Below are 12,940 nucleotides of genomic sequence, written 5' to 3' on the forward strand. Positions count from 1 at the left end.
TATTTTTATCTTTATGAAATATTATGTACTGTTCACTATGACATCCTGTGTAACCCTCGTGAACCAAAAATGAAAAGGAGGCTTCGTTAATGAGTAAGCGGTTACATCAATCAGGGTATCTTGTAATCATTTGGTTTTTAGTCTTTACCTTAGGGACGGCAGCTTTTGGCTCTCTTTCCTCTGTGTCGGCAGCATCTGCCCGGCAAGCGGAAAAGCTAAATCGGGGACTAGTAGCAGTGAAGGTATCCAGCGGTGTATTTGTGAGCTGGCGGCTACTCGGAACAGAAGAACTGTCGGTTTCTTTTAATTTATACCGCAATGGTACAAAAGTAAACGTTACCCCAATCACGGACAGCACGAATTATCAGGATAACGCTGGCATAACTTCGTCTAGCTATACAGTTCGAGCAATCGTCGGCGGTATTGAGCAATCAGATTCCCCAGCAGCAAATGTATGGGCCAACAATTATTTGGACGTTCCGATTCAGATTCCGGCTGGCGGCACTACGCCAGATGGCGTAAGTTATACCTATAGTGCCAATGATGCCAGCGTGGGCGACTTAGACGGTGACGGGGAATATGAAATCGTGTTGAAGTGGGATCCTTCCAATTCTAAAGACAACTCGCAAAGTGGATATACAGGCAATGTCTATCTGGATGCCTATAAGCTGAATGGAACTCGGCTATGGCGAATTGATCTGGGTAAAAATATTCGGGCTGGCGCACATTATACTCAATTTCTAGTCTATGATTTCAATGGTGATGGTAAAGCCGAAGTAGTCTGCAAAACAGCAGACGGTACAGTTGACGGAGTTGGCGTAACCCTTGGAAACACAAGTGCAGATTATCGCAACTCCAGTGGATATATCCTGACCGGGCCTGAATATCTGAGTGTATTTTCCGGACAAACGGGGAAAGCCTTAACCACGATTGATTATGTTCCTGCCAGAGGAACCGTATCCAGTTGGGGTGACAATTACGGCAATCGAGTAGACCGCTTTTTAGCAGGTGTAGCCTATCTGGATGGAGTACATCCAAGCATCATTATGGCACGTGGTTATTATACACGCACAGTCGTTGTAGCTTTTGACTGGAATGGCAGTGCTTTGACCCGTAAATGGACCTTTGATAGCAATAGCTCCACCAATGCTGGAACCGCCGGTCAAGGTAATCATAGTTTAAGTGTTGCCGATGTGGATAACGATGGTAAGGATGAGATCATTTATGGTGCCTTAACTATTGATAATAACGGTGCGACCTTATACAATACAGGGCTGGGTCATGGAGACGCGCTGCATGTAGGTGATTTAAATCCGAACCGCCCCGGTCTCGAAGTTTTTAAAGTCATGGAAAATACTAGTTCTCCCTATGGCGCTGCGGTATGGGATGCTGCAAACGGGACGGTCTTATGGGGTGTATACACGGGAAAAGATACCGGCCGGGGGATGGCTGCCGATATTGATCCCAATTATCCCGGGGAAGAGGTATGGGCTCACGGCGTTGGCCTATACTCCATTACAGGCACCAAAATAAGCAGCTCAATGCCTTCTGTGAATTTTGGGATCTGGTGGGATGGCGACTTGTCCCGCGAACTGCTGGATGGTGTCAAGATTGATAAATGGAACCCTGCAAGCAACTCCGTTACCAATTTATTAACCGGAGCGAGCGTAGCATCCAACAATAGTACCAAAGCAACGCCAAGCCTACAGGCCGACCTGCTTGGAGACTGGCGCGAAGAGGCTATCTGGAGAAAGTCCGATAACTCGGCTCTACGAATCTATACAACTACGAACATCACCACTAATAAAATATATACCTTAATGCATGATCCAGTATATCGGTTAAGCATTGCCTGGCAGAATACAGCTTACAATCAACCTCCGCACACAGGATTTTTCCTAGGCAACGGTATGGCCACTGTGTCTAAACCCAATATCTACGTAGTGCCGTAAGCTTTCTAAAGAATCAGTAAGTGAACAAAAAAGCAATTGCTGTTATCCGGATGTGCCGGGGCAACTGCTTTTTTGTTCGGTTTATACCAGCATCAGCAATGATCGAGGTGCGTTAATAGTTTTTTTAATTGTTTAATGCCTTCGCATTGAGTGGTTATTATTGCATATAGGATAGGTTTTAGTGCTGGGCAGATATTAATCTGCAAAACGTTGTTTGACATTCGTACAGCGCTAGATCCCCAATCAGAATCCCAGCTTTAATAGCCAGGCCGCAAGCTTCTCCTCCCGCCTTTTCAATTCCCCATCTACGCGATAATATTTTCCAAGCCGTTGCTCAGCTGCAATGCTGCCATCTAGCATATACAAGACACGCTCAGCTTGAGCAGCGACTTTAGCATCATGTGTGGCGATTATAAGCGTTGTTCCTGATTGATTAATATCTGCTAATATGTCCATGATTTCACTAGCTGCTTTTGAGTTAAGCGCCCCGGTTGGCTCATCGCCAAATAATATATCTGGCTGATTAATGAGTGCTCTGCAGATTGCTGCTCTTTGTAATTGTCCTCCTGACACCTGTGTAATATCACGTTCAGCCAGCGCAGATATTCCTGTTTTGTTCATTAACTCAGCTGCTCTTTTATTGATAGTTCTACGGCTGCTGGTTCTCGCCCGATAAGCAGACAGGATGATATTGTCGCGGATATTCAAGTTTTTTAACAGATGCATTTGCTGAAAAATAAAGCCCATATGCTTTAAGCGCAGACCGGCTAATTCGTTCTCTGAAACTCCGCTGATCTCCTGCCCTTTAAAAATAACACTTCCCTCTGTCAACTTATCCATCCCGCTGATCGTATACAGCAATGTTGATTTTCCTGAACCAGAAGGTCCCATGACAGCTATGAATTCCCCCTGAGACACCTGAAGCTGAACATCCTTTAATATCGACTGCGGAGTTCCTTGCCCTGTTGAATAACTTTTTTTTAACCCTTTCGTCTCTAATATGAACATTCTGCCACCTCCTATCATTCGGCAATTAGTTTGGCTATACTGGATTTTCTGATTGAGATCGTGCTTGTTACGGTGGTGAGCGCTACAATAAGCATGAAAAGTAGAGGAAGAATAAGATAGGCTACCGCCGGATTGACTACAAACTGTATCTTAGAAGCCCCCATGAAAGAGCCTAGCATTTGAGCAATTTTTTGCCCGAGAGTGTTAGCCGCAAAAGTACCAAGAATGACGCCCAGCCCTGATATTATCAGCATCCTTACCAGGTATTGCCTACGAATATCTCCTAACGTAAAGCCAACACTTCTCAAAATAGCGGTTTGCGAAGAATCCTTGGCAAGCAGCATTTTCAGAAATAAAGAGGTAATCAATATCGAAATCGAAAATGCGATAACGATGGATAAGCCTGTAACCAGCTTCAATTGGCGAATTGTATTTCCTAATGTCTGAGCTAAATAGCTTTGCAGATGAGTGATTTTTGCTGGATAAAATAATTTGGTGTACTGATCCATTTTTGCCTGGACGGAAATTCCCGGGTTCACATCCAAAGCTACTACATACCAGAGAACCGTCTTCGAATCATATGGCAATTGCGCTTTTGCGGTTCGGCCACCATTAGTTATATCCTGATAGATCCCGCTAACGGTCAATTTTTTTGCCACCCCAGCAACCTCTAAATGAACGATATCCCCCACCTTTTTATTCAGTTCCTTGGCGTTCAGGTCAGAAAGAGCGATCTCACTTGCACTTCTAGGAGTTCCTCCATGAACATACGAGAGCGGAAAAATAGTAAAGTCACCGGTTTCAACATTTAGCGAATCCCATACACCATCACTACCTAATACCTTAAATCTAGAAGTAATCAGTGGAGAAAATTTAGAGATGTCCGGGTCATTTTCAAGCTTGGTTATCATCTCATTAAAACGCTTCTCTATTTGGTTCGATTGCTGCAAATCAATGCGAATATCGCTCTGACCGACGCCCATATAAGAAACAAACCGGGGAGACTGAAGGGTATTCAATATATTCACTGGCACTAGAACGATAAACAAACTGATCACAAATACGTAGAACAATAATCCGTACATGGTGAAGCGCCCGTAAACATCTTTTACCCCGAGAAAAGCATTCACGTTAACAAATTTACGCTTGCTAAGTGAAAATCCGCTTGTGTTCATCCTTGCTTCACCCCTCGTACCTGACCGTAAAGCTTCTACAACCGTGATGCGATTAAAGCGTCTAAGAATCATCCGGCAAAAGAATACAACAACTCCAAAGATCAAACCTACCGCCAGGACAGGAACAAAATAATGAAGGATACTGGCAGGAGCAACGCCCAAATACAAAGTAATATTAGCTGTAAACAAACGAACCACACCTAAAGACAGTAAATATCCACATACAGAGGCGACGGCTGCCATCACGATATATTTTGCTAAATAAATGCTGCGAATATCTTGCTGCGTGATCCCAATCGCTTTCATGACACCTATCTCTCTGTAATCCTCTTCCAAGGTAGCGATCATCGTAAATCTGAGACATAAAATAGCAATCAGCATCAGCAGAACACTTACCAAAATAATAACAACTGCGATAATCCCGTCCGTCAGTGCATTCAGCGTTTTAAATAAAGGATAGTCAATGGAGGGGCCTTTATTGGGCAGATTTGAGGATTGATACTCATTGCGGAAATCATTGAGCTTAGATAGATCTGTAAGCTGAAATTCAATCAGGTATTCAGGTTCGCCGAGCTGTTGTTTAAGCGCTGTAAAGTCAGCAGCATTTACGACAAAACGTTTGGAGCTGACCATGGCTGGATTCATTTGGACATCCCTTACAAAATCAGTAATCACAAACTTTTTATCGAACTGTTCACCTAGAACACTAACTACGTTGCCGATTTTCAGATTCTTTTGCTTCATATAATAAATGGGGACAGCGATTTCTCCTGCCGATACCTCAATCACCTTGTTCTCTAAATTCAACAGCAAATCAAATGAAGGGTTCTGCTCTACAAAGCCGATATCCATCACGCTGTTTGCTTCCGAGCCTTGGTTACTGCCTAGATAAACGTTAGATCCATCCAAGTTAAGCATCTCTACGGTTTGTTGATCTTTCACCAGTGGATTAGCGGCTGTAAAGCTCTCGATTGCTGAGCTGTCGATTTGTCCTGCGTGCATCTGCACGAAATGAGGGGCTCTGGATTTAATCAATAGCTGATTCAAGGACCCCGACAATTCTATAATCACTTGCGACGCTGAAGCAACAAGCAAAGCCGATAACATGATAAACACAAATAATCCGAAGGTAATGATTTTATTGCGTTGAAGGTCTCTTTTTACAATTCGTAGCAGCATTGACGGGCCTTCTCCTCTCTAATACGGAATTCAATTATTCACGTTCAAGGCAGCGAATTGATTTCATTCTGGGGATCACAAATGCCATAATAATGATGAGCAAACCAGAGATGATAAATAATAAACCGATTCCCCGTCCTTCCCCAGTGCCTATCACCTTACCTACTGATGAAGCAAGTAGACCTCCCTCTCGTAAAAGAGGATTAAACACTTGATCAGCCAATATGCCAGCAAAAGCATACGCAGCCACATAACCGAGTTGTGATAAAATGCCAATGATCCCCCATGCCCGCCCCTGTGTGTCATTTGGGATATGGTTGCGAATCATAACGTCAGCACTGGTATTAACAAAAGGCAACGTTGCAAAAAATAAAAAGCCAGCAGCTGTAATAAAAGCAACATTCGTGGTCAGACCCACCAAAGAAAAAAACAGTCCGGCGAATCCTAGGCCGAGCGCTAATACTTTGATATATTTACGATCGATGCTAAAAACTCCAATAATCAGACTGCCGAGCAACATCCCTATAGCACTTACAGATAATACCGTGCCTAGAGTTTTCGTATCCGTAAAGGGTAGAAGCATAGGCGTATATAAGGTTTGGAGAAAACCCACATAAAAAGTAACGACAGACAAAATGATCGTAAGCTGCAGTACACCTTTCGTGTAAATAAGAGCATCCCAGCCCTCCTTCAAATCTTTTACAAACGACTGATTCGTTGGAACTCTGTGTTCAGTCTGTAGATTCCTGCGAACAGCCATCACTGCAAGAACTGTAACTAGAAAGGTTGAGATATCTATAAGCAGGATAGTTTTTATATCCATAAAGCTAAGCAAAATCCCGGCAAGGATAGGGGAAAGAAGATATTTTGAGGACGCAGCAAGCTGAACTAAACCACTAGCCTTGGCAAATTGCTCCTCTGTTAATAAATCTGTAATGGTAGCTTTGTAGGCAGGTTCAAGCAAGGATACAAAAATCGAACTAAACGTCACGCCCAGACAAATCTGCCATAAATGAGGTTCACCCAGCAGCATGATAATGAGAACATATATAAGTCCAAAAGCAGATAACAAATCCCCTGCTATCATCATCAATCGCCGATCAAACCGATCCGCTAACACGCCGCCAAAAGGACTGAGCACAATGGAAGGGAGAAAAGCACATAAGGTTAAAAGTGCCACACTAGAGGCGGTCTGCGTCATCTGGAACACATAGACCCCTAAGGTGAAAGCCGTCAACCCGCTGCCAATACTGGATATCCACTCCCCCATCCAAATGATCATAAAATTTCCGAAGGATTTGTTGTTCAGCATATTCCCTCTCCCCTATTCAAACATTTGAAACACATAGTCGAAGCTGCCCTTCTCCGCCCCCAGCGTAATTTCCATCGTATAGATAAAAGCTCTTATCTTCTGGATGATTTCCTCAGGCTGCCACTTGAATATCCCTTCATCAAAAAGAAATTGAGAGGTAATCAATAGAAATTCCATCGTCTCCGGGGGATACGGATTGTGAAACAGTCCCTCCTCTATGCCCTGCTCAATGACCTCCGTCAAAACAGGAGTTAGCCGCAAAATGGTTTCCACCAAGCTTTTCTGGTGCAGCTGTGCATTATCAGCCTGATGGAACTGCTCAATCATTTGGCTTTTTCTGTCCGTATCCGGCTTTTGCGCCATAATGATTTGCAGCAGCTTTTCATGAACGGTCAGCTTAGGATCTGCAGCAATTTGCTTAGCAGCTGCTACACCAGCATCAATAAATCGCAGCACAACAGCATCCATGACCTCTTCCTTCGATTTAAAATAATAGTAGAAGGTTCCCTTCGCGATACCTATAGCCTGCAAGACATCATTCACTGTCGTTTTGGTATACCCTTTCGTAAAAAACAGCATTTCTGCTGTATCCAATATTTCATTTCTACGTTCTTCCGCTTCTTTGGAAATTCTCATCTGCAACGTCCTCCATTCTATCGACCGACCGTCGGTCTATTCCAATTATATACAAATATTAGATCGTGTCAAGATTAACCCGGCATCACAAAAAAGAGAGAATTCCAAAAGCTACGTTATAGCATCTGGAACTCCCTCGTTTTGGGATATACTGTTGGGTTTAACTGTTGAGTTTTAGTCTTACTGTTTACTGTTTGGTCTTATTGTTTACTGTCTGGTTTTACTGTTTGGTCTTACTGCTGCATCTTATTTTTAGCTTGCTCTTTGATCTGATCCATGGAGATACCTTTGCTCGCGTTGTAACACTAAACTACTAAACTTCGTTTGCTTGGATCACATTTGCACTTACGACGCAGCTTATCGGACACAGCTGACTTATACGCTGCATTATCCCCCATTTGGATTCCTAACGGACCGCATAGCAACTATTGGCATCAAAAACACCACAAAAGACCGCTTCCTCAAGGAATAGCTGCACTGGAGTCCGAAAACCGGCTCAAAGGGCTATAAATTTGCAAATAGCGTCCTCTGGGTCCTTAAGCAACACGGGATAGGGATTCAATAGGTAATCAATAGGTATTCAATAGGTATTAATTACCTAAGTTCGGACTAAGTGGCTTCCGGCTGCAGATTTTGCCCCCAAACGGCTTCCCTGTATAGAATGCTGCTATTTCGCATGAGCTTCTGCAATCCCGTCTCAAATAGATTATCTAATCCGCCGGATTGTACTAATGAAAATTTGCTGCCCAAGGAATAGGCTATATAATAATCCGCCCAACTGCTATAGCGTTCTTGTAGCTGCCTTGCGGCTTCTATTTTGTATTCCCAGGCTTCTTCCTTCTTCAAATAATCCTCAACATAACCAATCCGGCTCAGATAAATTACCCAAGCTAATCCAAAAGCAGATATGTCACCAGAAGGCAACTGATGTATACCTTGTGCAACAACCTTCAGATTAACAAAATCCTCATGATCCTTATGTGCCTCAAGATATTTACTGCGTGAGGTTTCGGAAAGTGTGGCTAAACGAGCATGTAAAGATCTATATTCTGCACGGTTGCCATCTTCTAGAAGCCAGCGAATCTGGCGATGAAAGGAGTTAGCATCCTCGATATTCCATCTTTCACAAGCATTTTTGATTAAACCTCTTTTGAAGAAGACATTACTGAAATCAAACTCATAAACCACATAGTATCTCCCTAAGAGACCACGTATGCAGGTAGAGGAAAGACAGCGGAAATACATTTCCAATCGTTTTCTTTGCTTAACATTGTATTCCTTCAGCATATAGAGCCTCCTGATATTAGTTCGTGAATAGGTATGCTGTTTTGCAAATCTTCCTGATTTTCCATAGAAAAATAAGAATGAACACCGCATTGACAAGCGGGGGAAGCTCAGATACTGAAAAATAATATATGGTATATACCAAAATATAGAACCAGCTTAATTTCAGGAAAACCAATAGATAGAATAATATAGACCCTATAATGCTCTTTCCAATGCTTACGAGCGAAGAGATACGAAGACGTTGTGGATACAGTTTTTTGTTCTTCAACATGAACTTATTCGCAAGGTAACGAAAATGAATGAACTCGTCCTTTTTAGGCTCATTAGTCTCCGTTTGTGTAAGAGCTTCCTCAATTTGAGAACATGCAATCTTACATTCCAGAATTAAACATTGCACATCTCTATTTCCAGCATCCTCTTGCAGCAAATATTCACAATCCTTCATCGCTTCCTCATAACGCTGCAAATAGTAGAGAAGCCGGCCTCTTAATAAGTAACCGTCTCTTTCGTTAGGCCACATAGCGGTTACTTGGTCCAAACACACCAGCGCTTCCATATAATCAGCAGTATCCAGACAATACTTAGCTCGCAATAATTGCAGATCAGGATCATACTGAAACAGCTTATTTGCTTCGTCGAGCAGTTGACCCGCTTCAGTATGTTTATCCTCCATCAGCATGAATTGAGCGGATTGCCTCAGATTTAGATAGTGTTCTATGTCAAACTCAAGAGACTCCTGCAAAAGGAAACACTCATAACGCATCTCCATGCTTCCGTCGACCTGCCCTAGTATGTACTCGACTAACTTATTATCATAACGTTGAAGAAATATTTCCTTGTCCTCACGAAAATGAAAAAATGAATCCAACGCTTCCCATACGGCATGAGGCAAATTCCGATGCTGATCAAGGAACAACATAAGCTTATCCCTTAGCCGATCACGATGCTCTATACTCCACATGAAATCTTCATTCAAAAGTGAATGCCACGAAGCTTGTTGAATTCGGCGCGAGAAGTCCGCATACAGTTCCCTAATTTGTCTGTCAAAAATATCTGCTGGCTGTTCTTGAAGATCAGCATCAAGTTGAATGGGAAGTGGGCGAAACAGCGCCCACTCGTTTTCATGCGGTATAGTAGTAGCCCCTTCTACTTCTTCCTCGGTGTCTTCCTCCGCAACTTCTTGTTCTTCCTCCTCGCTTTCTTCCTCCTCAACTTCATCTACTCGTATTACTTTTTCTGCTTGTATCACCATTTTTTCTATTTCTTTTGATATTGCTTCTGCTATTTCTTTCTTATCCTCACCTACCAATGAAGGGACAGTGCTTGCTATACGCTGCCCGGAGCGGGCCCATTTCACGGCTGTATCATAAGCTTCTCTAAGCTGCTGGTATCCTTCAGGGTCATCTTCGGGGTGATGCGATTTCAGTTTTTTGGCATAGGCCTTTTTGATGATAGCTAGTTCATCTGTGGGTTCAATCTCCAAAATACTCCAGATCGTCATGTGAAGTATGACCACCCTTCAATTTCCGCCAATTGCTCATTGAAAGCTTGTGCCGCTTTTTCAATCACTTTCTCGTTCTGAGTATATAAAGCATCTTCGAATACTTTCAGACACTGTGCGATAAATTTCCGTTGGTCCCCAAGCACCTCTTCATATAAACGCTCACCTCTAGCAAGCAGAAGCCTGTTCTCGGTACGCTCACGCGGATGAATTTTGATACTCCGCAGTTCCAGTAAACGAGCTTCAATTTGCTTTTTCGTCATTGCACCAGCATTTTGCTCAATGATCATCTGATGCTTCTGACCTGTTGAAACGGTTGTAACCTCCACCTCAAGAATCCCATTCACATCATATGTATATCTGACATCTATACTTTCTTCTCCCCGAGGTGCTTGCGGAATCTGAAACTCCATTTCTCCCAGGAAAAGATTATTTTCAACGCGAGGACTCTCCCCCTGATACACATCCACACTTATGATCTTTTGATTATCTGCGGCTGTATATAGACGTTCTACCCGGCTAACAGGAATCGGAGTGTTACGTTCAATGATCGGAAAGTAATGTCCAGATGACGTTTGTCCGCTTGAACCTCTTCGCAGAACACTGGTTCCTAATGTATAGGGGCAAACGTCCGTCAAAATCATTTCATCCAGCGCTTGATCACGCTGCTTCAGCGCCACCTGAACCGCAGCTCCCAGTGCGACGGTCTCATCTGGGCTGATATTCGCATAAGGCATTTTCCCGAACATACGGCTGATAATTTGCTTAATTAGAGGCATTTTAGTCGCACCCCCAATCATCACAATCCCATCCAGATCGGAAGGCTGCAGAGAAGCATCCCGCAATGCTCTTTCTATCGGCTGTCTTAGACGTATTAGTAATGGTTGTACCAATTGCTCAAGCTCTGAGCGTTCTATAGTCAGCACGTATTCTTCCTCTTTAATAACTATCCGCATAGTCGCAGCAGACTCTGTACCAAGAATTCGTTTACTCTGCTCAGCCTGCTTATACAACATCGACCTCGTTATTGGTGTTAACGATTCAGCGTCCAGCTTATTCTTTTGGATAAAATAGGCCACTAGTATCTCTGTGAAATCTTCCCCGCCAAGATAGTTATCTCCGGCAATCGACTTAACATCCATTACCCCTTCGAAAAGCTCCAGGATAGACACATCAAAGGTTCCTCCACCCAAATCAAAAACAAGAAATGAAGTCTCCTGATTCTGATGCAGGCCATAAGCGAGTGCTGCCGCCGTAGGTTCACTAATAAGCCGCTCTACTTGTAAACCAGCCAGCTCAGCTGCTTTCTTAGTTGCTTTCCGCTGAACATCATTGAAATAAGCCGGAACACTGATTATAGCTTTCGTTACGGACTCACCTAGATGATTTTCCGCATCCTCTTTCAGTGACCGCAGAACAAAAGAAGATAACTCTTCAGGAGTAAAAGTCATCGTACCTAGTTTGTATTTCTTTGCTGATCCCATAAAGCGCTTAAAAGTCGAGGCGGTTAACTGTGGATGTGTAATCAGTCTTTCCTGTGCGATTCTTCCAACTAATACTTCTCCCCCTGCATCTACACTAACAATCGAGGGTGTTACATGCTCCCCGAGTACATTGGGAATAATTACAGCCTGACTGCCGTCCCAATAAGCAGCAAGACTATAGGTCGTTCCTAAATCAATTCCGATTGTTCTCACTACTATCTCCACTCCTTTTATATACAATAATATACAAAGAAAAAAGTCCAAGAATCGAAATGTCACTAATTCAACATATTTACATCCAGAGCATAATAATGAAATTGTGCTTTTGCAATAGACATAAAAAAGGTATCTCAAAAGCCACAATGGCTAATGGGATACCTTCATTTTTTGGCGGAGGATATTTTTCTGTACATCATCTATAAAAAAACAGTCTCATTCGTTCTCTGGACGTCCTAACATCTGATCTATCTTCTCTTTTGCACCTTCCCATGAGGTCAATAATGGAAAAGCATATTGTTCACGGGCCCGCAAATTCCATGGATGCGGAATACAAAGCACTTTTCTTCCCTCCTGCAATGCCGGAACCAGGTTATGCACCCCGTCATCGATCAATAGATCGTAGTTAATAAGATTTTTTCGCTTACAGGTAAAGAAATTTTCAATCGGAATAAACGGCATATGCTTCTGCAGCCAGTTCCATTTTTCCACCACCGACTGGGGTTGGGCTGCCGTAACAATAATTACATCATAAGCGTTATGCAGTTTCTCCATTTCTCCTACGACATGTTCGTCAAACAGTTCAAGCTCTTCATACAGACCGGGCCGCCCATAGAAAATCTCTTGTGTACAATCCGGATGACGTAAATGATCCGTATTCCAATCAAGCATTTCCTCATACCGCAGCAGATGCGTGGGAAAATCATTATTATTATGGTATATGGCTCGCTTCACTAGATGGCAAATTGTATCATCCATATCTACTGCAATTATTGGCTTCCTCATCTGCGCCTCCATTATTTTTTTAGATTACACTTTAATTATATACAATGAAATTACGGTTTTCGTCGAGAGTTAATTAAAATCCCGGTTAATGTTTATTAAATGCTTCTACGCATTTTTGGCAGATACAAGCTTTCCCTCTCAGTTCTTCCGGGATCTGTTCTTGCAATTCGAGTGGAATTTCTGTATGGAAACACCAACAGTCACCGCCTTCAGCGCCACAACGATTCAATTCTTTACATAAAGGACAATGGCGTTCTTCAACCAGTATGTTCATCATATCCAAAATTTCTACTCCCCCAAAAATCACAAACTATTTTTCTTTGGAAAACCATATCAATAAAATAAATCCAACTTCAATTTCTCTATTATTCCTACACTTGTGAACTCGGTTCACTTGCATTAAG

10 protein-coding genes are annotated in these 12,940 nt (G+C 42.8%); 1 reads left to right on the plus strand and 9 read right to left on the minus strand.

Translation table 11 applies throughout. From position 1 onward, the window contains the following. The first annotated feature begins 89 nt into the window (after positions 1-89). A complete protein-coding gene (locus MHH89_RS11300; RefSeq protein WP_179086269.1) occupies positions 90-1,952 on the plus strand; it encodes a rhamnogalacturonan lyase in 1,863 nt (620 codons plus the stop codon). Between the two features lie 243 nt (positions 1,953-2,195). On the opposite strand, the gene MHH89_RS11305 is transcribed toward MHH89_RS11300, so the two are convergent. The 9 genes from MHH89_RS11305 to MHH89_RS11345 form a co-directional block, all read right to left on the minus strand. Next, a complete protein-coding gene (locus tag MHH89_RS11305; protein ID WP_076218186.1) occupies positions 2,196-2,960 on the minus strand; it encodes an ABC transporter ATP-binding protein in 765 nt (254 codons plus the stop codon). 14 nt (positions 2,961-2,974) lie between these two features. Next, positions 2,975-5,314, minus strand: coding sequence for an ABC transporter permease (locus MHH89_RS11310; RefSeq protein ID WP_341087146.1), 2,340 nt, complete (start codon positions 5,312-5,314; stop codon positions 2,975-2,977). A gap of 34 nt (positions 5,315-5,348) precedes the next feature. Beyond that, positions 5,349-6,626, minus strand: coding sequence for an MFS transporter (locus MHH89_RS11315; protein ID WP_175619928.1), 1,278 nt, complete (start codon positions 6,624-6,626; stop codon positions 5,349-5,351). Positions 6,627-6,638: 12 nt separating this feature from the next. Beyond that, entirely contained in the window at positions 6,639-7,262 is a 624-nt protein-coding gene (locus MHH89_RS11320; RefSeq protein ID WP_076278735.1) for a TetR/AcrR family transcriptional regulator, read from the minus strand. 609 nt (positions 7,263-7,871) lie between these two features. After that, the gene (locus MHH89_RS11325; RefSeq protein WP_051491590.1) at positions 7,872-8,549 is read right to left on the minus strand and encodes a DUF1266 domain-containing protein; all 678 of its coding nucleotides are present in this window, start codon (positions 8,547-8,549) and stop codon (positions 7,872-7,874) included. 16 nt (positions 8,550-8,565) lie between these two features. Continuing rightward, entirely contained in the window at positions 8,566-10,050 is a 1,485-nt protein-coding gene (locus tag MHH89_RS11330) for a J domain-containing protein (protein WP_076278736.1), read from the minus strand. Then, positions 10,047-11,747, minus strand: a complete 1,701-nt coding sequence (locus MHH89_RS11335; RefSeq protein WP_076278737.1) for a molecular chaperone HscC — start codon at positions 11,745-11,747, stop codon at positions 10,047-10,049. Before MHH89_RS11335 ends, MHH89_RS11330 begins: the two co-directional genes overlap by 4 nt. Before the next feature lie 219 nt (positions 11,748-11,966). Next, entirely contained in the window at positions 11,967-12,536 is a 570-nt protein-coding gene (locus MHH89_RS11340; RefSeq protein ID WP_076129874.1) for a 5' nucleotidase, NT5C type, read from the minus strand. An 85-nt stretch (positions 12,537-12,621) separates the two neighbouring features. Beyond that, positions 12,622-12,813 (minus strand): cysteine-rich CWC family protein, encoded by a 192-nt coding sequence (locus MHH89_RS11345; RefSeq protein ID WP_076129911.1) that lies wholly within the window; start codon positions 12,811-12,813, stop codon positions 12,622-12,624. Positions 12,814-12,940: the final 127 nt, after the last annotated feature.

Origin of the sequence: Paenibacillus sp. FSL H7-0323 (assembly GCF_038002725.1) — a bacterium.
GTDB lineage: Bacteria > Bacillota > Bacilli > Paenibacillales > Paenibacillaceae > Paenibacillus_AQ > Paenibacillus_AQ odorifer.